Raw genomic sequence first — 22,564 nt, forward strand, 5'->3', positions numbered from 1 at the left:
CTTCGGATGCTATGAGCGGCGGAAACCGCTGTCTTCCGTCGTTGTGGCGGGCGGCAGCCGGCCGTTCGGCGGAGGCGGACCTGTCCGTGCGGCCAGTGCCGGGCCGCCCTTCCGGCGGAGGACATCCGGGGGCCGACTGCTTAGTGTCGATCGCGTGGACTTCGGATGGCACCTGGCCGAGCAGGCCGAGTTCGACCGCGTCCGCGCGGAGGTGGCCGCCTGGCCGGACGAGCGGCCGGCGGCGCTGACCCGGGAGCGGTGGCGGCGGTGCGGCGACGCCGGGCTGCTCGGCTACAGCGTGCCGGCCGACCTCGGCGGGTCCGGCCGCGGGTTCCTCGACACCGCGCGGGCCGCGGAGGCGTTCGGGCTGGGCTGCCCCGACATGGGGCTGGTGTTCGCGGCGCTGGCCCACCTGTTCGCGTGCGCCATGCCGATCGCCGAGCACGGCGACGAGCGGGTCCGCGAGCGGGTGCTGCCGCTGCTGGCCTCCGGCGAGTGGGTCGGCGCCAACGCGATCACCGAGCCGGACGCGGGGTCGGACGTCACGGCGCTGCGCGCGACCGCCCGCGCGGACGGCGACCACTACGTCCTGGACGGCGTGAAGTCGTACGTCAGCAACGCCCCCGAGGCCGACGTGTTCGTGGTCTACGCGTCCACCGCCCCGGAGTTCGGCCACCTGGGCGTGACCGGGTTCGTCGTGGAGCGGGACGCGCCCGGCCTGGTGGTGGAGCCGTTCGGGAAGTCCGTGCTGCCCACCTGCCCGGCCGGCGAGGTGCGCCTGGAGGGGTGCCGGGTGCCCGCGCACCACGTGCTGGGCGTGCCCGGTCAGGGCGCCGCCATCTTCCAGTCGTCCATGCGGTGGGAGCGGACCTGCCTGTTCGGCGCCTACCTGGGGCAGGCGGGGAGGCTGCTGGAGCGGTGCGTCGCGCACGCCCGGGAACGCCGCCAGTTCGGCAGGACCATCGGGAAGAACCAGGCCGTGTCGCACGCGGTCGCGCGGCTGCACGGCCGGGTGGAGGCGGCCCGGTTGCTGCTGTGGCGGGCGTGCTGGCTGCTGGACCGCGGCGAGCGGGCCGCGGCGGAGGTGGCCGGCGCGAAGCTCGCGATCAGCGAGGCGGCCGTGGACACGGCGGCGTTCGCGATGCGCCTCCTCGGCGGGGCCGGTACGCGGCTCGGGTCCGGGGTGGGCCAGGAGCTGCTGGACGCGGTGGCGGCGACCACGTTCTCCGGCACGTCGGAGATGCAGTTGGAGCAGATGGCCAAGGAGCTGGGACTGTGAGACTCCTGCACGACCTGGTCCGGGAGCACGCGTCGAGCACCGCGGTCGCCGTCTCGGCGGGCGACGGGGAGCTGACCTACGCCGAGCTGGACGCCGCGGCCGACGCGCTCGGCCACCGGCTGGCCGCGCTGGGCGTCGTGGCCGGCGACCGGGTCGCCCTGTGGCTGCCGAAGTCCACCACCGCGGTGGTCGCGACGCAGGCGGTGCTGCGGCTCGGCGCGGCCTACGTCCCGGTCGACCCGCTGAGCCCGGTGGACCGGGTCGTGCGGGTGCTCGGGGACTGCGCGCCCCGGGTCGTGGTCACCACGCCGGAGGGCGTGGAGGCGCTGGGCGGCGGGTTCACCGCGGTGTGCGTGACGCCCGCCGGCGAGCCGGCGGGACCGCTGCCGCGGGTGCCGGTGTCACCGGACGACCTGGCGTACGTCCTCTACACGTCCGGCTCCACCGGTGTCCCCAAGGGCGTCCGGATCTCGCACCGCAACGCGATGGCGTTCGTCGAGTGGGCGGCGGACGAGCTGGGGGCCGGGGCGGCGGACCGGTTCGCCAACCACGCGCCGCTGCACTTCGACCTGTCGGTGCTGGACCTGTACGTCGCGTTCCTGGCGGGCGCGTCGGTGCACCTCGTGCCGCAGGAGACCGCGTACGCGCCGCGCCTGCTGGTCGGCCTCCTCTCGGCACGGCGGATCACCGTCTGGTACTCCGTGCCGTCGGTGCTGGTGCTGATGGCGCGCGACGGCGGCCTGCTCACCGCCGACCTGCCGGAGCTGCGCGCCGTGCTGTTCGCCGGCGAGCCCTACCCCGTCGACCACCTGCGCGCGGTGCGCGCGGCCTTCCCCGAGGCCCGGCTGCTCAACCTGTACGGGCCGACCGAGACGAACGTGTGCACGTTCTACGAGGTGGCCGACGTCCCCGCCGACTGGACCCGCCCGGCGCCGATCGGCAGGGCCTGCTCGGGCGACCGGGTGTGGGCCGCCCGGGACGACGGGACCCCCGCCGAACCGGGCGAGGAGGGCGAACTGGTGGTCGACGGGCCGACCGTCATGCTGGGCTACCACGGCGCCGAGCCCCACCGCGGCCCGTACCGCACCGGGGACCGGGTCGTGCTGCGGGACGGGGAGTTCCACTACCTGGGTCGCCGGGACGACATGGTGAAGATCCGGGGCAACCGGGTCGAGCTGGGCGACGTGGAGGCCGCGCTCCAGTCCCACCCCGGGGTGAGCGAGGTGGCGGTGGCCGTCGTGGGGAGCGGCGTGGACGCCCGGCTGACGGCGTACGTGGTGCCCGCGGACGGCGGCGATTTCGGTCTGCTGGACGCGAAGCGGCACTGCGCGGCGCTGCTGCCCCGCACCATGATCGTGGACCGGCTGCACGTCCTGGCGAGCCTGCCGCGCACCCCCAACGGCAAGGTCGACCGCAGGGCGCTGACCGCCGACCCGGCGCGCCGGACGGGGTGACCCGCGCGGCCGTGGGCCCTCGGTGCGGACAGGCGGGCGGCACCGGCACGGCCCGTCAGGAACCGCCCACCCGGCTCTCCGCGCGGTCCGGGCCCCGGTCCTCCAGCACGCCCTCGTGGAGCGCGACGACGAGGGCCTCGCTGCGGCTGGACACGCCGAGCTTGGCGAACACGGAGGTGATGTGGTTCTTCACGGTCTTCTCCGAGATGCTCAGCCGGACCGCGATCAGCCGGTTGGACAGCGCGTGCGCGAGGAGGGCGAGCACCTCGTGCTCGCGGTCGGTGAGGCGGGCGCGCCGCCGGGGGACCCCCGACCGCTCCCCCGGCTCGGCGCTCGCGATCAGGGTGTTGGTGGCCAACCGCAGCTCGTCCGCCGCCCGGCTGGCGGCCGCGGCGTACTCGTCCATGAAGTCGAGGACCAGCGACGGCACGGTCCCCGCGGTTCCCCGTCCCTGCAACCACAGCACGACCGTTCTGAGCAGTTCGGCCTTCTCCGGGTCCTGGTCCGACGACCTCAGGGCGTAGCGGGCCAGCGCTTCCAGGTCGAGCCGGTCCAGACCGGCCATCTGCAACCACTGCGCGAACCGCTGTTCGACGACGACACCGGACATCCGACCTCCTGCTCGCCTCGGTCCACACCAGGACTCTCGCACGAAAGACCGGGCCGCGGTCACGCGAACGTGGCGGCCTGCCCGATCGAGCTGATGTTCACCAGGATCGACCTGCCCGGGGCGCGGCGCGCCTCGGTGATCACGGCGGCCAGCTGGTACCCGGTCTCCAGGGCCACCGCGTGCCCCTCGGTCCCGGCGAACAGCGCGGCGGCGGCCTGCGCCTGGCCGGTGCTGACGGCGGTGGTCCGGATCAGGCCCTCGGCGTGGCAGCGGGCGACCGGGGCCGCCACGATCGTGGACCCGAGGCCGCCGATGTAGTCGGAGCCGAGCAGCCGCTCCAGCCCGTACGTGTGCAGTTTCGGGTAGAAGCCCTGGTCGTCGATCGAGTACCGGCCCAGCACGCCCTTGCTGACGATCGGGCACAGCTCGGACTCGGCGCACACCACGTCGGGCCCGTCCACGCCGGCCAGGCGGTCGACGAGGTAGGTGCCCGAGATGCCGAGCAGGTTGGCCCCGCCGCCGCAGCTGCCCACCACCACGTCCGGCCGCAGGTCGCCGAGCTGTTCGCGCGCCTCCAGCCCGACGATCGTCTGCGGCAGGATGAAGTAGTTGTAGACGCTGCCGAACACGTACCGGGCGCCCGGCTGCCGCCGGGTGTGCTCGACCGCGTGGTTGGCGGAGAGCACGAGCGGGTCGAACCGGGCGTCGTCGTCGGGGCGGACCACCTCCACCCGGGCGCCGGCGGCCCGCATCAGCTCCGCGCGGTCGGGTCGCGCCCGCAGGCTGGCCTCGTCGATGAAGCACAGCACCTCCAGGTCGAACTCGGCCGCCGCCAGGGCCAGGGCGATCCCCCAGTTGCCGGTGGTCTCGGTGGTGATCCTCCCGATGCCGTCCCGCGCGCAGTGGTAGGCGACCCACAGGGCGCTGTTCGCCTTGTGGTTGCCCGAGGGCGTCGCCCCCTCGTCCTTGACGAACACCCGGCAGCCGTTGCCGACCGCCTCGGCGAACGCCCTCGCCTCGAACAGGGGGGTCGGGCGGTAACGGGCGAACCCCTCCCGCAGCGGTTCGGGCACGGGCACCAGGGGTTCGGTGGACAGCTCCAGCTCGGCGAGGGAGGGCGGCAGCACGGCGGCCAGCCGGTCCAGGGTGATCGGCTCCTCCGTCTCCGGGTCCAGCACCGCGCCCGGGCAGTGCGCGGACAGGTTCAGCAGCGCGTCGAACACGGCGTCTCCACGGGGTCGGTCGCGATCGGACGGGAAAGGTCGGGTCGGGTCGGGTCGGTCGGTCAGATCGGGGCAGATCGGGTCAGGTCAGATCGGGTCAGGTCAGGTCAGGTCCACGAACTTCCCGACGAGCTGCCGGCCCTCCTCGCCCAGCGCGAACTCCCTGACCCGGTCGACCAGCTGGTGGACCGGCACCTCGTCCCGGTAGGGGGTCACGTGCTCGGACAGCGCCGAGTGCCAGGCCGCCGCCGCCGGGCTGAGCCGCTGCGGGCCGAGCAGGTGGCTCGCCTGGAACAGGCAGCCGGCCAGCACGGCGAGCACGGTGCCGACGTTGTCGCACAGGGTCAGCGCCTTGCGCGCCGAGTTCAGGCTCATGCTCACGATGTCCTGGTTGCCGGCGTTGGAGGGCAGCGTCTTGACCGACGCGGGCGCGGCCAGGTCGAGGTTCTCGGCGGCGATGCTGGTGGCCAGGTACTGGGTCCCGCTCAGCCCGGAGGACAGCCCGCTGTTGTCGAGGGCGAGGAAGTCGGTCAGCTCCCCGTTGAGGTGGGGGTCGACCAGGCGGTTGACCTGCCGCTCGGCGAGCACGCCCAGCTCGGTCACCGCGATGCCGAGGTAGTCGCAGGCCATGCCGACGTACTGGCCGTGGAAGTTGCCGCCGTGGAAGGACTCCTCGGCCGTCTCGAAGATCAGCGGGTTGTCGTTGGAGGAGTTCAGCTCGCGGGTCAGCACGGTCCGGCAGTACCGCAGGGTGTCGTGGACCGGGCCGAGCACCTGGGGCACGCAGCGCAGCGTGTAGGCGGACTGGATGTAGACCCCGGCGTCGACGACGCCCCCGGCGTCCCGGGTGCGGGCGCTGATCTCGTTCATCAGGTCGACGTGCTCGCGGGTCAGGTCGCCGCCTTCGAGCAGTGCGCGCAGCGTCGCCGCCACGGCGATCTGGCCGGGGTGGCCCTTCAGCTCGTGGCCGCGGGCGGCGAACGCCCCCGTGCTGCCGCGCAGGCACTGCACGTACAGGCCGGAGAGGAACACCGCGAGCCGGAGCAGCCCCTCCGCCCGCACCAGCGCCACGGCGGCGGCCCCGGTGGACGCCGAGGTGCCGTTGATCAGCGCGAGCCCTTCCTTGAAGCCCAGGGTCACCGGCTCCAGGCCGAGTTCGGCGAGCACGTCGGCGCTGTCCCGCCGCACGCCGCCGTGCACCACCCGGCCCTCGCCGATGACCGGCAGCGCCATGTGGCACAGCGGGGAGATGTCGCCGCTGGCCCCCAGCGAGCCCTGCTGCGGGATCAGCGGGTGCACCCCGCGGTTGAGGAACTCCACCAGCATCCCCACCACGGCCGGGCCGGCCGCCGAGTAGCCGCGGACCAGGCAGTTCAGCCGGGCGGCCAGGATCGCCCGGGTCACCGGCTCGTCGAACACCGCGCCGACCCCGGTCGCGTGGTTGCGCAGCAGGTTCACCTGGAGCGCGGTCTGCCACTCCGGGCCGACCACCACGTGCGCCAGCTCGCCGAAGCCGGTGTTGACGCCGTAGACGGGCACCCGCTCCTCGCCCCAGCGCCGCACCCGGTCGAACGCGCCGCGCAGCGCCGCGGCGCTGTCCGCCGCCACCTCCACCCGCTCGCCGTCGAAGGCGATCGCGGACAGCTGTTCCGGGCTGAGGCCGTAGCCGTCGAGGACGATCATGGTTGCTCCTCCGTGGGCGTGCGCAGCGTGGTGAGGTAGGCGGCGAAGTCGGCGAACCGGGAGTGGTCGAACACCGCCCGCTGGGGCACGGCCAGGCCCAACCGGGCCCGCACCCGCGCCACCACCCGGGGGGCGAGCAGGGAGTGGCCGCCGACCCCGAAGAAGTCGTCGTCCACCCCGATCCCGGCGCGCCCGGTGACCTCCTGCCAGATGCTGGCCAGCTCCCGCTCCAGGTCACCGGTGGGCGGGCCGCCGGGGGACGCGGGCACGGGCGCGGGCAGCGCCGCCCGGTCCACCTTGCCGGTCGACGTGCGGGGCAGGTCGTCGAGCAGCACGTAGTGGGCGGGCACCATGACCGGCGGCAGCGCGCGCACCGCGTGGCGGCGCAGCGCGGTCACGTCCGGTCGGCGGCCGGGGCGCGCGGCGACGTAGGCCACGATCTCCGGCGCGACCCGCCCGGCGCCGTGCAGCCGCACCGCCACCTCGGCGACCCCCGGCGCGGTCGACAGGGCCGCCTCGACGTCGCCGAGCCGGACCCGCACGCCGCGGATCTTCACCTCGTCGTCCAGCCGGCCGACGAACACCAGCTCCCCGTCCGCGTCGTACCGCCCGAGGTCGCCGGTGCGGTACACCCGGACCGCCGGGTCGCCGCCCGGGTCGGGCAGGAAGCGTTGCGCCGTCTCCTCCTCCCGCCCCAGGTAGCCGTGCGCGAGGTACCGCGAGCGGACCAGGACCTCGGCGACCCCGGTGCCGTCCAGCAGGACGTCGCGGCCGGGCACGGGCCGCCCGACCGGCACCACCTCGCCGGTGAACCCGGCCGGCACGCGGTACCAGGTGGCGAGGGTGCACTCGGTGGGGCCGTAGAAGTTGCGGACCTCGGCGTTGGGCAGGTGCCGGGCGGCGGCCACGAGCAGGTCGGGCGGCAGCACCTCGCCGAACAGGCCCAGCGAGCCGACCCCGGGCAGCGGCCGGTCGGGGCGGGCGGCGAACAGGGCCCGGCACAGGCTGGGCACGGTGAGCAGGTGGCTGACCCGCTGCTCGGCGACCAGCTCGGCGATCCGGGCCGGGTCGCTCTTCTCCTCGGCGGACGGCACCACCAGGGTCGCCCCGGCGTGCAGCGCCGCGAGCACTTCGGCGTAGGCGGCGTCGTAGGTCATCGCGGCCCACTGCAGCACCCGGCTCCCCGGCGCCAGCGCCAGCTCCTCGGCGAACCAGCGGGCGAACTGGTCGAGGGCGGCGCGGGGTTGCACGATCCCCTTGGGGGTGCCGGTGGAGCCCGAGGTGTAGACCACGCAGCCGGTGTCCGCCGGCACCGTCCCCGGTCGGCCGCCGAGGCGGCGGGCGGCGGGTCTCCCGGCTTTCCAGACGAGGAGCGCCGCCGGCCGGCAGTCCCGCACCACCTGTTCGCGGCGCAGCGGCGGGTAGGCGGGGGTGAGCCACGCGAAGGGCACCTCGGCCCGCAGGGCGGCCACCAGCGCGATCACCGCCGGCAGGCCCTCGTCCACCTCCACGGCCAAGACCTCGCCGGGGGCCGGCCCCAGTGCCGACAACACCGCCGCGCACCGGTCCACCCGCTCCGCGAGCTCGCCGTAGGTGGTCACCCCCTCGGCGCTGTGCACGGCGGGCCGGGCGGGGTCGTGCCCGGCCAGCCGTTCCCAGGTGTTCACGGCACCCGCTCCGTCACCTCGACGACCGCCAGCGTGCAGGCGTACCCGCTGCCGCCGCCGACCAGCAGCACCGTGTCGCCGGGGCCCACGGCGCCCGTCGTCACCAGGTGGTGCAGGCCGACCAGGTTGTCGGCGGCGCCCAGGTGCCCGGTCGTCGCACCGAAGTCCCAGGTGGACAGTGCGTCGTCGATGCCGAGGATGCGGTGGAACAGGCCGAGGAGCACCGGTTGGGTGGCCACGACCGGCACCGCGCGGGTGATCCGGGCGGCGGTGGTGCCGGCCTCGTCCAGCACCTGCTCGAACGTCTCCGTGATCACGTCCCCGATCCGCTCCACGTGCTCGTGCACGGGCAGCACGTGGCCGTGGTACCGCTCGCGCGTCGCGGTGAAGTCCACCGGCCCGGCACCGGGCGGGAACCCGTCGCCGCGCGACTCCGCCTCCAGGCCGTTGTCGTACCCGGTGGCGATGGCGGTGATCCGGGCGAACCCGCCGTGCGCGCTCAGCAGCAGCGCGCCGGCACCGTCGCCGAACACCGCCTGGGAGTCGCAGTTCCACCGGTCGAAGCCCGCCGCGTCGAACCGGTCCGCCGCGGTGACCAGCACGTGGCCGCCACCGTCGGCGAGCAGCCGCGCGCCCAGCTCCACCGCGGCCAGGCCGCCGTTGCAGGACTGGAGCACGTCGTAGCCGGGGACACCGGCGCCGAGGGTGCGCGCCGCCACGTACGGCGCGGCGGACCAGTACCGGGCGCCCTGGGAGTCGAGGTAGGTGTGCAGCACCGCCCGCACCGGCGGCGGCGCACCGCCCAACGCCTCCTTCGCCGCCAGCACGGCCATCTCGGCCGCCACGTGCTCGTCGGCGACGCACACCGAGGTGATGCCGTCGGCGTCGGCCCGCTCGGCGGGGTACCAGCCCCGGGACACGGCGTCGGCCGTGCCGACCCGCGGGGGCAGGTGGGCGCCGAGGCCCGCGACGTACAGGTCGGGCGTTCGCATCCGGTCCCCCTCAGCGGAGTTTCGCGGCCAGGAGCGGCCCGATCCGGGCCAGTGCGCCGGGTCGGGTCATGAGGTGGTGCCTGCTGACGACGTCGTGGTCCTCGATGGCGCCGCCGACGTAGCGCCGCCACGCCTCGGGGGTGGCCACCCGCGGGTCCAGGGTGGACGTGAACAGCAGCAGGTCGCCGGGGAAGAGGTCCGGGACGTGCTCGGCGGCCAGCCGCGTGTTGTTCAGCGTGGTCTCGGCGATGGCCGTCACGTGCCGCTCGGACAGGCTCGCCAGCGCGCTGCCCCGGCCGCGCAGGATGGCCGTGAACTGCTCGAAGGTGACCGGGTCGTCGGTGTCCGGGGTGCCGTCCAGCTCGAACCGCACGGGCTCGTCCTCCCGCGGGGTGCCGAACAGCAGGAGCAGCAGGGCCAGGACGCTGCGTCCGCTGGGCACCGGTTTCTCGGGGAGGTCGCACACCGGGGTGGAGTCGAGCAGGGCCAGCGTGGCGGTCCGCTCCCCGCGCCGGTGCAGCTCGGTGGCCACGGCGTGCGCGACCAGACCGCCGAAGGACCAGCCGAGCAGGTGGTAGGGACCGGTCGGCTGCACCGCGCGGATCTCGTCGGCGTACTCGGCGGCCATCTGCCGCACCGAGGTCGGCAGGGGGCCGGTCCCGGCGAGGTTGCGGGCCTGCACCGCGTAGACCGGGCGGTCCGGGCCGAGGTGCCGGAGCAGGCCGCTGTAGGTCCAGCCCAGACCGCCGACCGGGTGGACGCAGAACAGCGGTTCCCGACCGCCCCGCGCCCGCAGGGGGAGGATCACGTCCAACGCCGCGGCGGGGTCGTCCACGTCCAGGCGGGTCGCCAGCTCGGCCGGGGTCGGGCGCTCGAACAGGGTGCGCAGCCCCGGTTCGACGCCCAGGGTCGCGCCGATGCGGGCGATCAGGCGGGTGGCCAGCAGGGAGTGCCCGCCCAGCGCGAAGAAGTCGTCGTCGATGCCGACCCCCGGCACGCCGAGGACTTCCGCGAACAGCCCGCAGAGCAGTTCCTCCTGCGGCGTGCGCGGCGCCCGGCCCCCGCCGGGGGCGAGGTCGGGCGCCGGCAGGGCGGCGCGGTCGAGCTTGCCGTTCACCGACAGCGGCAGGGCGTCGAGCGGCACGAACACCGACGGCACCAGGAACTCGGGCAGCCGGTCGCGCAGGAACCGCCGCAGCACCGGCCCGTCCACCGGCGGCACCACGTGGGCCACCAGCCGGTCCTCCCTCACCGTCACCACGGCCTGCTCCACGTCGGGGTGCTCGCGCAGCGCCGCCTCGACCTCGCCCGGCTCGACCCGGAAGCCGCGCACCTTCACCTGGTGGTCGGCCCGGCCCACGAACTCCAGCTCCCCGTCCGGGCGCCACCGCGCGAGGTCCCCGGTCCGGTACAGCCGGCTGCCCGGCGGGCCGGACACGTCCGCCACGAACCGTTCGGCCGTCAACGCGGGCCGGCGCAGGTAGCCCCGCGCCACGCCGGGGCCGCCGAGGTACAGCTCCCCCACCACGCCCGGCGGCACGGGACGCAGGCCGGCGTCGAGCACGTGCATCCGGGCGTTCGCCACCGGCCTGCCGAGCGGCGGCGGCAGCGGTGCGGTGCCGGGCAGCGGGCCGGTCGTGCCGGCGCAGGCGGTGCTCTCGGTGGGCCCGTAGGCGTTGATCACCCGGCGGCCGGTGGCCCAGGCCGCCACCAGCGCCGGCGGGGTGGCCTCCCCGCCGAGCACCAGGGTGCGCAGCGCCGGCAGGGGTCGCACGGGCACGGTGGTCAGCGTCGCGGTCGGGATGAACGCGTGGGTTATCCGCTGCTCGTCGAGCACCTCGGCGAGGGCGGAGCCGGCCAGCGGGACCGGCGGCGGGATCACCAGGGCGGCTCCGGCCGGGAACGCCATGAGCAGTTCGATGACCGACAGGTCGAAGCTGGGCGAGGAGAACTGGAGCACCCGGTCGCCCGGCCCGATCGCGTACCGCCCGGTCTGCGACGCGGCGAGGCTCGCCACACCGGCGTGCGTGGTGACCACCGCTTTCGGCTTCCCGGTCGAGCCGGAGGTGTAGATCACGTACGCGGAGTTGGTCGGCAGCACCGGGACCGCGGGGTTGTCGGCCGGACGTGTCGCGGCGTCGTCGGGGATCCCGGTCAGCACCAGCGCCGGTCGGGCGTCGGCGAGCATGAACGAGATCCGCTCGGCCGGGTAGTCCGGGTCCACCGGCAGGTACGCGCCGCCGGCCTTGACCACGGCCAGCAGGGCGATGACCAGCTCGGCGGACCGGCGCATCCGCAGCGCCACGACCCGTTCCGGGCCGATCCCCCGCTCGACCAGCAGCCGGGCCAGGCGGTTGGCCCGCTCGTCCACCTCCCCGTAGGTCAGTTCGACCCCGGCCTCGACGAGGGCCACGGCCTCGGCCGGCTGCCGCTCGAACAGGGTCGCCAGGGTCGCGGTCGGGACCGGGGTGGCGGTGTCGTCGTAGGCGCGCAGCCGTTCCCGCTCGTCGTCGGTGAGGACGTCGAACCGGCTGAGGGGGCGGTCGGGCGCCGCGGTCAACGCCCGCAGCAGGGTGGTCCAGCGGGTGACGAGGGTCTCCGCGCCGGAGCGGTCGAACAGGTCGGTGCTGTACTCGACGACACCGCGCACGCCCTCGGCCGCGCCGTCGGGGCCGCGCCGTTCCCAGAGGCTGAACGCGAGGTCGAACTCGGCGGTGGTCACGGGCGTCGGGACCTGGCCGACGTCGAGGCCGGGCAGGGACAGGTCCGGTCCCGGCGCGTTCTGCAACGCCAGCACGACCTGGACCAACGGGTGGTGGGACAGGGAGCGGGTGGGGTTGAGGGCTTCGACCAGGTACTCGAACGGCACGTCCTGGTGGGCGTAGGCGTCCAGCGCCGTTTCCCGGGCCCGCGTGACCAGCTCGGCGAAGGTCGGGTCGCCGGAGGTGTCGGTCCGCAGCACCAGGGTGTTGACGAAGAACCCGACCAGGTCGTCGAGGGCCTGGTCGGTGCGACCGGCGATCGGGCACCCCACCGGGATGTCGTCACCGGCGCCGAGCTTCGTGAACAGGGCGGCCAACCCCGCCTGCAGCACCATGAACACGCTCGCGCCGTGCCGCCGGGCCAGCGCCGCCAGGTCGCGGTGCAGGGCCGCGTCGAGGTGCACCGGCACGCCGTCACCGCGGTGGGAACTGACGGCCGGGCGGGGGCGGTCGGTGGGCAGCTCCAGCTGGTCGGGCAGCCCGGCCAGCGCCCCGGTCCAGTAGGCCAGCTGCTCCGCGAGCAGGCTGCTCTCGTCGGACTGGTCGCCCAGCAGGCCGCGCTGCCACAGCGTGTAGTCCGCGTACCGCACCGGGAGCGGGGCCCACTCGGGCGCCCGGTCCGCGCACCGGGCGGCGTAGGCCGTGGCCAGGTCGTGCGACAACGGGTGCATCGACCAGCCGTCGGCGGCGATGTGGTGCACCACCAGCGCCAGCACGTGCTCGTCCTCGGCCAGCTCGAACAACGTCGTCCGGATCGGCGGCTCCGTCGCCAGGTCGAACCGGTACCGCGTCGCCTCCTCCACCGCCGCCGACAGCTCGGGCTCGCCGATCCGGGTGGTCACCATCGAGGGGACGGTGTCGACGACCTGTTGGCGGGCGACCCCGTCCACCTCCGGGAACACGGTGCGGAGGCTGTCGTGGCGCGTCACCACGTCGGCGAGCGCGGCCCGCAGCGCGCCGCGGTCCAGCCGGCCGGACAGGCGCAGGGTGAGGCCGATGTTCTGGCTGACGCCCCCCAACCGGTGCAGGAACCAGAGCCGGTGCTGGGCGAAGGACAACGGCATGACAGCCGGGTGCTCCCCGGCGGTCAGCGGCGGCCGGGCCTCGTCCGCGCCGCGCACCAGCCGCGCCACGCCCGCGACCGTCGGGGTGTCGAACAGGGCGCGCAGGCCCACCTCCACGCCCAGGGTCGCCCGGACGCGGGCGATCAACCGCGTGGCCAGCAGGGAGTGCCCGCCCAGCGCGAAGAAGTCGTCGTCGACACCGACCCGGGCGACCCCCAGCACCTCGGCGAACAGCCCGCGGAGCAGTTCCTCCTGCGGGGTGCGCGGCGCGCGACCGCGTGCCGCGGCCGACTCCGGCACCGGCAGGGCGGTCCGGTCCAGCTTGCCGTTCACCGTGAGCGGCAGGCGGTCGAGCGGCACGAACACCGACGGCACCAGGAAGTCCGGCAGCCGGTCGCGGGCGAAGTCGCGCAGCACCTCGCCCCGTTCCGCCGTCACCACGTAGGCCACCAACCGGTCCTCACGCGCCAGCACGGCGACCTGCTCCACGCCGGGGTGCGCGCGCAGCACCGCCTCGACCTCCCCCGGCTCGACCCGGAAGCCGCGCACCTTCACCTGGTGGTCGACCCGGCCGACGAACTCCAGCTCGCCGCCGTGCCAGCGGACGAGGTCCCCCGTCCGGTACATCCGGCCGCCGGCCGGGTCGTGGGGGTCGGCCACGTACCGCTGGGCGGTCAGCCCCGGCCGGCGCAGGTACCCCCGGGACACGGACAGGCCGCTGACGTACAGCTCCCCCACCACGCCCGGCGGCACCGGCCGCAACGCGGGGTCCAGCACGTGCACGCGGGAGTTCGGCATGGGCCGGCCGATCGGTGCCGGCTGCGGGCAGTCGAGGTCCTCGGGCACCCGGTAGGTGGTGACGACGTGCGTCTCGGACGGGCCGTAGTGGTTGTGCAGCCGCCGGCCCGGGGCGCGGCGGAGGAACTCGCGCACCTCGTCGTCCAGGACCAGCGGCTCCCCGCCCTGCGCGATGTCCAGCAGGCGGGGCAGGCTCAGACCCTGCTCGTTGGCGGCCTGCGCGAGGCCGCGCAGCACCAGGTTCGGTGCGAACAGCTCCGTGACCCCGTGCCGGTCCAGCCACCCGGCCAGGAGGGCGGAGTCGTGCCGCACCTCGTCGGTCGGCACCACCAGCGCCTTCCCGTGCACCAGGGTGGACAGGACCTCCTGCACCGACACGTCGAAGCTGAGCGCGGTGAACTGCGCGGTGCGGGCCCCGGGACCGCCGGGGAAGGCCGTGCGGTGCCACAGCAGGAGGTTCAGCAGGCCACCGGCGGACATGACCACGGCCTTGGGGGTGCCGGTGGAGCCGGAGGTGTAGATCACGTACGCGGCGTTCGCGTGGTCCGCCCGCGGGCCGGGGTCGGTCTCCGGGCAGCGGGCGATCCCGGCGGCGGTCACGGGGTCGTCCACCACCAGCAGGGGCACGCCCGGCGGCGCGAAAGCGGCGTGGGTCAGCAACAGCGACGGCCGGGCGTCGGCGAGCATGAACGAGATCCGCTCGGCCGGGTACTCCGGGTCCACCGGCAGGCAGGCGGCGCCGGTCTTGAACACGGCCAGCAACGCGACGACCATCTCCGCCGACCGGGGCAGCGCCAGCGCCACGACCTGCTCGGGGCCGGCACCGCGGGCGACCAGGGCGTGCGCCAACCGGTTGACCCGGGCGTTGAGCTGGGCGTAGGTGACCGCGGTCTCCTCGAACACCACGGCCGGGGCGTCCGGGGTGGCCCGCACCCGGGCCTCGAACATCGCCGGCAGGCCGGTCGCGGGGACCGGCGCGTCGGTGTCGTTGCAGGCGTGCAACCAACGTCGTTCCTCGGCGCTGAGCACGTCGACCCGGCTGATCGGCACCCCGGGGTCCGCGACCGCCGCTTCCAGCACGCGCACCCAGCGGGCCACGAGGTCCTCGACGCCGGTCCGGTCGAACAGGTCCGCGGCGTACTCCAGGACCCCGCCGATGCCCCCGGCGACGCCGCCGGGGCCGCGCCGTTCGGTGAGGTCGAACGACAGGTCGAACTTGGCGGTGGTCGTGGGCGCGGGCACGAACCCGACGTCCAGGCCGGGCAGGGCGAAGTCGGTCTGCGGGGCGTTGTGCAGCGCCAGCACGACCTGGAAGAGGGGGTGCCGGGACAGGGAGCGGGCGGGGTTGAGGACCTCCACCAGGTACTCGAACGGCACGTCCTGGTGGGCGTAGGCGTCCAGGGCGGTCTCCCGGACCCGCTTGACCAGGTCGCCGAAGGCGGGGTCGCCGGAGGTGTCGGTCCGCAGCACCAGGGTGTTGACGAAGAACCCGACCAGGTCGTCCAACGCCTGGTCGGTGCGACCGGCGATCGGGCACCCCACCGGGATGTCCTCGCCGGCGCCCAGCTTGGTCAGCAGGGCGGCCAGCCCCGCCTGCAGCACCATGAACACGCTCGCCCCGCACCGGCGGGCCAGCTCCGCCAGTCCGGCGTGCAGCTCGGCGTCCAACCGGACGAGGACGTGGTCGCCGCGGTGCGAGGCGATCGCGGGACGCGGGCGGTCGGTGGGCAGCCGCAGCTGGTCGGGCAGCCCGGCCAGCGCCCGGGTCCAGTGGTCCAGCTGCTCGGCGAAGGCGCTGCCCCCGTCGGACCGGTCACCCAGCAGGCCGCGCTGCCACAGCGTGTAGTCCGCGTACTGCACCGGGAGCGGCGCCCACGACGGTCGCCGCCCCTGCCGCCGGGCCGCGTACGCCTGCGCCAGGTCCAGCGCCAGCGGGCTCAACGACCAGCCGTCGGCGGCGATGTGGTGCACCAGGATCAGCAGCACGTGCTCGTCGGGGGCCAGCTCGAACAGCTCGGTCCGGATCGGCAGCTCCGAGGCGAGGTCGAAGTGGTGCTCCACGGCCGCCGACAGCGCCGCCGGCAGGTCGTCGACCCGCGTGACGCCCAGGGTCGGGGCGCGGTCCAGGACTTCCTGGTGCGCCACGCCTTCCACCTGCGGGAAGACCGTGCGCAGGCTCTCGTGCCGCAGCACGACGTCGCGCAGCGCCGCCTGGAGCGCGCCGCGGTCCAGCTCGCCGACCAGGCGCAGGGCGAGCGACACGTTGTAGGTGGAGTTGGGGCCCTCCACCTGGTCCAGGAACCACAGCCGCTGCTGCGCGAACGACAACGGCACCGCGGCCGGTCGCTCCCCCGCCGTCAACGCCCGCCGGGCCCGGCCCACCCGGTCCAGGCCGGCCGCCAGACCGGCCACCGTCGGAACCTCGAACACGAGCCGCAGCCCCAGTTCCACGCCGAGGGTCGCACGCACGCGGGCCACCAGCCGGGTCGCCAGCAGCGAATGCCCGCCCAGCGCGAAGAAATCGTCGTCCACGCCGACCCGGGGCACGCCCAGCACCTCGGCGAACAGCCCGCACAGCACCTGCTCCTGCGGGGTCCGCGCCGCCCGGCCGACCGCGGGCGGCGCCTCCGGCACCGGCAGCGCGGCCCGGTCCAGCTTGCCGGCGGCGGTCAACGGCAGGCCCTCCAGCACCACGAACGCCGACGGCACCAGGTAGTCCGGCAACCGCTCCCGCAGGTACGCCCGCAGCACCTCCGGCTGCCGCGTCGTCACGACGTAGGCGACCAGGCGCTGATCCCCGGGGCGGTCCTCGCGCACCACCACCACGGCCTGGTCGACCCCGTCGTGCTCGCGCAGCACCGCCTCGACCTCGCCCGGCTCGACCCGGAACCCGCGCAGCTTGACCTGGTCGTCGGCCCGGCCCACGAACTCCAGCCCGCCGGCGCGCCACCGGACCAGGTCCCCGGTCCGGTACAGCCGGGTCCCCGGCGGGCCGAACGGGTCGGCCGTGAACCGCCCGGCCGTCAGCCCGGGTCGCCCCAGGTAGCCGCGTGCCAGCCCGACGCCGGCCACGTACAGCTCCCCCACCACCCCCGGGGGCACCGGTCGCAGCGCCGCGTCCAGCACGTGGGTCCGGGTGTTGGCCACCGGGCGGCCCAGCACGGGGTCGGGTGAGTCGCCCAGTGACGCGGTGAGCGAGTCCACGGCGCACTCGGTCGGGCCGTAGAAGTTGAACGCGAGCGTCCCCGGCCTCGCGCGCAGCTCCGACCAGAACTGCCCGGAGATGGCCTCGCCGCTCACCATGACCGTCACCGGGTGCCGGTCCGGCCCGTCGAGCAGCCCCTCGGCCACCAGGTGCCGCAGGTACGACGGCGTGGTGTCCAGGTAGTCGATGCGCCGCTCGGCGACGTGGCGCACGAACTCGCCGGGGTCGGACCAGGTGGCGTCGTCCACCACGTGCAGCTCGTGCCCGGCGAAGACCCACAGCAGCTGGTCCCAGGAGGCGTCGAACGACAGCGAGGAGGTCTGGGCGACGCGCAGCCGTCGACGGCCGGCCTTCGCCGCGGTCCGCGCGAACAGGTTCGCCCGGTGGTGGTGGAACAGGTTGGCGATGCCGCGGTGGGTGGCGACCACGGCCTTGGGCACGCCGGTGGAGCCGGAGGTGTGGATCACGTACGCCGGGTGCTCCGGGTGGACGGGCACCTCGAAGTCGGTGTCCGGGTACCCGACCGCCGCGGCCACCGCGGTGGCGGTCAGCACGCAGGCGGGCCGCACGCCGTCGAGCACGGCGTCGATCCGGGCGGGCGGGTCGCCGGGGTCGATCGGCACGTAGGCGCCACCGGCCTTGAGCACCGCCAGGATCGCCACGACCGCGTCGGCGGACCTCGGCAGGAGCAGTGCGACCAGTGACTCCGGACCGACCCCCCGGTCGGCGAGCAGCCGGGCCAGCCGGTTCGCGCGGGCGTTGAGCTGCGCGTAGGTGAGGGTGGTGTCACCGGAGACGACGGCGGTGTCGTCGGGGGTGCGCGCCGCCTGGGCCGCGAACAGGGCGGGCAGGGTGTCGGTCGGGACCGGGGCGGTGGTGTCGTTGTGGTCGGCCAGGTGGCGCAGTTCGTCCGCGCTCAGCACGTCGACCCGGCTGAGCGGGTCGTCCGGGGCGGCGACCGCCGCGGTCAGCAGGCGTCGCCACCGCGCGAGCAGCGTGGTCACGGTGGCCTCGTCGAACAGGTCCGTCGAGTACTCGACGGTGCCGACGACCCCCTCCGGGAAGCCGTCCGGACCGTGCTCCTCGGACAGGCTGAACGCCAGGTCGAACGCGCCGGTGACGGTCGGGGTCGGCAGCAGGTCGACGTCCAGGCCGGACAGCGCGAACCGGGCGCGCGGCGCGGTGTCCAGGGCGAGCATGACCTGGACCAACGGGTGGTGGGACAGGGAGCGGGTGGGGTTGAGGACCTCGACCAGGTACTCGAACGGCACGTCCTGGTGGGCGTAGGCGTCCAGCGCGGTCTCCCGGGCCCGCGTGACCAGCTCGGCGAAGGTCGGGTCGCCGGAGGTGTCGGTCCGCAGCACCAACGTGTTGACGAAGAACCCGACCAGGTCGTCCAGCGCCTGGTCGGTGCGACCGGCGATCGGGCTGCCCAGCGCGATGTCCTCGCCGGCGCCGAGCTTCGTGAACAGGGCGGCCAGCCCCGCCTGCAGCACCATGAACGCGGTCGCCCCGCACCGGCGGGCGAGGGCGACCAGGTCCCGGTGCAGCGACGCCTCCAGCCGGACCGGCACGCACTCGCCCCGGTAGGTCGACACGGCCGGGCGGGGGCGGTCCGCGGGCAGCTCCAGCTGGTCGGGCAGCCCGGCCAGCGCCCCGGTCCAGTAGGCCAACTGCGCCGCGGCCAGGCTGTCCTCGTCGGACTGGTCGCCCAGCAGGCCGCGCTGCCACAGCGTGTAGTCCGCGTACTGCACCGGGAGCGGCGACCACTCGGGGGCCCTCCCCCCGCACCGGGCGGCGTAGGCCGTGGCCAGGTCGCGGGACAGCGGGGACATCGACCAGCCGTCGGCCACGATGTGGTGCACCACCAGCAGCAGCACGTGCTCGTCGGCGGCCGACTCGAACAGCACCGTCCGGATCGGCAGTTCCGCGGCCAGGTCGAACCGGCGCCGCGTCACGCCCTCCACCGCGGCCGGCAGGTCGTCCACCGGCCTGACCTCCAGCGTCGCCACCGCGTCCACGACCTGCTGGTGCGGGACGCCGTCGACCTGCGGGAAAACCGTCCGCAGGCTCTCGTGGCGGGCCATCACGTCGGTCAGCGCGGCCCGCAGCGCCGAGAGGTCCGGCCGCCCGGAGAGCCGCAGCGCGAACGGGATGTTGTAGTTGGTGCTCCGGCCCTCCAGCTGGTCGAGGAACCACAACCGGTGCTGGGCGAACGACAGCGGCAGGACACCCGGGCGTTCGCCCGCGGTCAGGGCCGGGCGGACCGGACCGGCGGCGGCCAGGCAGCCGGCGACACCGGCCACCGTGGGCCGCTGGAACAGCACGCGCAGCGGCAGCTCCACGCCCAGCGTCGCCCTGATCCGGGCGACCAGCCGGGTGGTCATCAGCGAGTGGCCGCCCAGCGCGAAGAAATCGTCGTCCACCCCGACCCGGGGCAGGCCCAGCACCTCGGCGAACAGGTCGCACAGCACCTGTTCCCGGGGCGTGCGCGGCGGTCGGCCGAACTCGTCCGCCACGACGGCGGGCGTGTCCGGGCGGGGGGTGGCGAGCGGGGCGACGCCGAACCGGCGCAGCGGGCGGTCGGGGTCGGCGACGGCCTCGGCCAGCAGGCGTTGCCACCGGTGCACCAGCGCCTCGGCGGTGGCGTGCTCGAACAGGTCGGTGGCGTACTCCAGTACCCCGGTCAGCTCGGGCCGTTCGGTCAGCCGGAAGGCCAGGTCGAACTTGGCGGCGTTGCCCGGCGGGGGGAGCTGGTCGACGTCCAGCCCGGGCAGCGCGAACTCGGCCCGGGGGTCGTTGTCCAGCACCAGCATGACCTGGAACAACGGGTTGTGGGCGAGCGACCGCTCCGGGTTGAGCGCCTCGACCAGGCACTCGAACGGCAGGTCCTGGTGGGCGTAGGCGTCGAGCGCCGTCTCCCGGACCCGCGTGACCAGCTCGGCGAACGTGGGGTCGCCGGCGGTGCTCGTCCGCAGCACCAACGTGTTGACGAAGAACCCGACCAGGTCGTCCAACGCCTGGTCGGTGCGACCGGCGATCGCGCAGCCCACCGGGATGTCCTCACCGGCACCGAGCTTCGTGAACAGGGCGGCCAACCCCGCCTGCAACACCATGAACACGCTCGCCCCGAGCCGCCGGGCCAGCGCCGCCAGGTCCCGGTGCAGGGCCGGGTCGAACCGCATCCGCACGGTGCCGCCCCGGTAGGACGGGACGGCCGGGCGGGGCCGGTCGGCCGGCAGGCGCAGGCGGTCCGGCAGCCCGGCCAGCGCCCCGGTCCAGTACGCGAGCTGGGTGGCGAAGGGACTGGCCGGGTCGGACGGGTCGCCCAGCAGTTGCCGTTGCCACAGCGCGTAGTCCGCGTACTGCACCGGCAACGGCGCCCAGTCCGGCCGCGCGCCCCGGCGGCGCGTCGCGTAGGCGGCGGCGAGGTCCCGGGCCAGCGGGCGCACGGACCAGCCGTCGGCGGCGATGTGGTGCACCAGCAGCACCAGCACGTGCTCGTCCGGCGCGAGTTCGAGCAACGCCGTCCGCACCGGCGGTTCCGCCGCGAGGTCGAACCCGTGCCGCCCGATCGCCGTCAGCGCCGCGGCCAGGTCGTCGACCGGCCTGACCTCCACCGCCGCCACCGCGTCCAGGACCACCTGGCGGGGAACGCCCTCGACCTGCGGGAAGACCGTCCGCAGGCTCTCGTGGCGGGCCGTCACGTCGGTCAGCGCGGCCCGCAGCGCCGAGTGGTCGAGCGGACCGGACAGCCGCCAGGCCAGCAGGACGTTGTAGGTGGCGTTCGGCCCTTCGAGCTGGTCGAGGAACCACAGGCGGTGCTGGGCGAAGGACAGCGGGACCACGGGCGGGCGCGCGCCGGCGGTCGGCGCCGGTCGGGTCGGCCCGGTGGTGTCCACCGCGGTCGCGAGCCGGGCGACGGTCGGGTGGTCGAACAGCGTGCGCAGCGTCAGCTCGGCGCCCAGCTCGGTGCGGACCCGGGAGATCAGCCGGGTGGACAGCAGCGAATGACCGCCCAGCGCGAAGAAGTCGTCGTCCACCCCGACCCCGGGCAGGCCCAGCACCTCGGCGAACAGCCCGCACAGCGCCTCCTCCCGCGCCGTGGCCGGGCCGCGGCCGAGGACCGGGGGCGCGTCGGGCACGGGCAGCGCGGACGGGTCGACCTTGCCGTTGACCCCGATCGGCAGGCTGTCCAGCACGACGACGGCCGACGGCACCATGTACTCCGGCAACCGGCTCCGCGCGTGCTCCCGCACCTGCTCCGGCCGCACCCGCTCCCCCGCCGGCACCACGTACGCCACCAGGCGCTTGTCCTCCGGCCGGTCCTCCCGCACGACCACCGCGACCTGGCCGACAGCCCGGTGCTCGCCGAGCACCGCCTCGACCTCGGGCAGCTCGATGCGGAACCCGCGCACCTTGACCTGCCCGTCGGCCCGGCCGCGGAACTCGAACGCCGCGCCGCGCCGGGCGACCAGGTCCCCGGTCCGGTACATCCGGGAGCCGGGCGGTCCGTGGGGATCGGGCACGAACCGCACGGCGGTCAGCGCGGGCCGCCCCAGGTACCCCCGGGCCACGCCCGCGCCCGACACGTACAGCTCGCCCGTCCCGGCCGGCCGCAACCACTCGTCCAGCACCTGGACCCGGGTGTTGGGGACGGGTCCGGCGAGCACCGGCTCCGGCGACACCTCCAGCGAGGTGATGAGCGGGGCGATCGTGCACTCCGTCGGGCCGTACGCGTTGTAGGAGTTCAGGCCGTCCGCCGCCCGCAGCTCCGCCCACAGCCGCAGGGGCACCGGCTCGCCGCCCACCCCGACGGTGACCGGCCGCCAGGGGTGGGCCAGCAGGCCGTGGGCCAGCAGCAGCCCCGCGTACGAGGGCGTGCTGCCGATGTGGTCGACCCGGTGCCGGACGAGGTGGGCGACCGCCGCGCCCGGGTCCGCCCAGACGGCGTCGTCCACGACGTGCAGCTCGTGCCCGGCGAACATCGCGAACAGGTGGCTCCAGGACGCGTCGAAGGACAGCGAGGCCGTCAGCGCGACCCGCAGCGGTCGGTCGCCGACCGACCGCTGCGACATCGCGTAGGCGTTCTCCCGGTAGCCGTGGAAGCTGTTGAGCACGTTGCCGTGGCTGACGACCACGCCCTTGGGTCGCCCGGTGGACCCGGAGGTGTAGATGACGTACGCCGCCTGCGCCGGGTCCACCGGCGGGAGGTCGGCGTCCGGGGAGCCGTCGACCGCGGCGACGGTGACGGGGTCGTCGAGCACCACCACCGGGGTGCCGTTCCCGGCCGGCACCCGCGCCGCCGTGCCGCGGTCGGCGAGCAGCAGCACCGGTCCGGCGTCACCGAGCAGGTGGTCGACGCGGTCGGCGGGGTACCGCGGGTCGATCGCCAGGCAGGCGCCGCCCGCCTTCAGCACGGCCAGCAGCGCGACGACCGCCTCGGCCGACCGGGGGAGCATCAGCGCGACGACGCGTTCCGCGCCCACCCCCTCGGCGACGAGCAGGTGCGCGAGCCGGTTCGCCCGGGAGTCGAGTCGGCGGAAGGTGAGCGCGGTGTCCCCGGAGACGACCGCCACGGCCCCCGGTGTCGCACGCGCCTGCGCCTGGAACACCGCGACCAGGTCCGGGGCGGTCGGTCGCTCCCTCAGCACGAACAGCTCCGTTGCCAGATCGCCTGCACCCGACGGCCCCCTCACGCGGTGACGCGGACTTCCCGGCTCCCAGTCTTGGACCGGCGGAGCGGGGCGGACCATGGGACCTTGGTCCCGATCACCGGAAGACGAGCGCCGCTCACGACGACCGGTGGCGGGACGAAGGTCCCATG

General features: G+C 75.1%; 8 protein-coding genes. 2 read left to right on the top strand and 6 right to left on the bottom strand.

Features of this window, described 5'->3' with window-relative positions; all coding sequences use genetic code 11:
- The first annotated feature begins 154 nt into the window (after window positions 1-154).
- Window positions 155-1,279 (top strand): acyl-CoA dehydrogenase family protein, encoded by a 1,125-nt coding sequence (locus ACR807_RS01920; RefSeq protein WP_438919409.1) that lies wholly within the window; start codon window positions 155-157, stop codon window positions 1,277-1,279.
- Window positions 1,276-2,733 carry an amino acid adenylation domain-containing protein gene (locus tag ACR807_RS01925; RefSeq protein ID WP_438919410.1) on the top strand — a complete coding sequence of 486 codons (1,458 nt, stop codon included), beginning with the start codon at window positions 1,276-1,278 and terminating at the stop codon, window positions 2,731-2,733. The genes ACR807_RS01920 and ACR807_RS01925 overlap by 4 nt, the downstream gene beginning before the upstream one ends.
- Window positions 2,734-2,788: 55 nt before the next feature.
- On the opposite strand, the gene ACR807_RS01930 is transcribed toward ACR807_RS01925, so the two are convergent.
- From ACR807_RS01930 to ACR807_RS01955, 6 genes are all read right to left on the bottom strand, one after another.
- Entirely contained in the window at window positions 2,789-3,343 is a 555-nt protein-coding gene (locus ACR807_RS01930; protein WP_438919411.1) for a helix-turn-helix transcriptional regulator, read from the bottom strand.
- Window positions 3,344-3,402: 59 nt separating this feature from the next.
- Window positions 3,403-4,566: a pyridoxal-phosphate dependent enzyme gene (locus tag ACR807_RS01935; protein WP_438919412.1), complete on the bottom strand. Its 1,164-nt coding sequence runs from the start codon at window positions 4,564-4,566 to the stop codon at window positions 3,403-3,405.
- Between the two features lie 102 nt (window positions 4,567-4,668).
- The gene (cmdF, locus tag ACR807_RS01940; RefSeq protein WP_438919413.1) at window positions 4,669-6,249 is read right to left on the bottom strand and encodes a tyrosine 2,3-aminomutase; all 1,581 of its coding nucleotides are present in this window, start codon (window positions 6,247-6,249) and stop codon (window positions 4,669-4,671) included.
- Window positions 6,246-7,916: a non-ribosomal peptide synthetase gene (locus ACR807_RS01945; protein WP_438919414.1), complete on the bottom strand. Its 1,671-nt coding sequence runs from the start codon at window positions 7,914-7,916 to the stop codon at window positions 6,246-6,248. Before ACR807_RS01945 ends, cmdF begins: the two co-directional genes overlap by 4 nt.
- Window positions 7,913-8,908: a ketoacyl-ACP synthase III family protein gene (locus ACR807_RS01950; RefSeq protein WP_438919415.1), complete on the bottom strand. Its 996-nt coding sequence runs from the start codon at window positions 8,906-8,908 to the stop codon at window positions 7,913-7,915. Before ACR807_RS01950 ends, ACR807_RS01945 begins: the two co-directional genes overlap by 4 nt.
- Before the next feature lie 10 nt (window positions 8,909-8,918).
- Entirely contained in the window at window positions 8,919-22,391 is a 13,473-nt protein-coding gene (locus ACR807_RS01955; RefSeq protein WP_438919416.1) for a non-ribosomal peptide synthetase, read from the bottom strand.
- Window positions 22,392-22,564 lie beyond the last annotated feature (173 nt).

Origin of the sequence: Saccharothrix sabaoui (genome assembly GCF_051756985.1) — a bacterium.
Taxonomy (GTDB): domain Bacteria; phylum Actinomycetota; class Actinomycetes; order Mycobacteriales; family Pseudonocardiaceae; genus Actinosynnema.

Coding starts and splice junctions, on each gene's coding strand:
- ACR807_RS01950 (WP_438919415.1), bottom strand. CDS start 8,908: ATGCGAACGCCCGACCTGTACGTCGCGGGCCTCGGCGCCCACCTGCCC.
- ACR807_RS01930 (WP_438919411.1), bottom strand. CDS start 3,343: ATGTCCGGTGTCGTCGTCGAACAGCGGTTCGCGCAGTGGTTGCAGATG.
- cmdF (WP_438919413.1), bottom strand. CDS start 6,249: ATGATCGTCCTCGACGGCTACGGCCTCAGCCCGGAACAGCTGTCCGCG.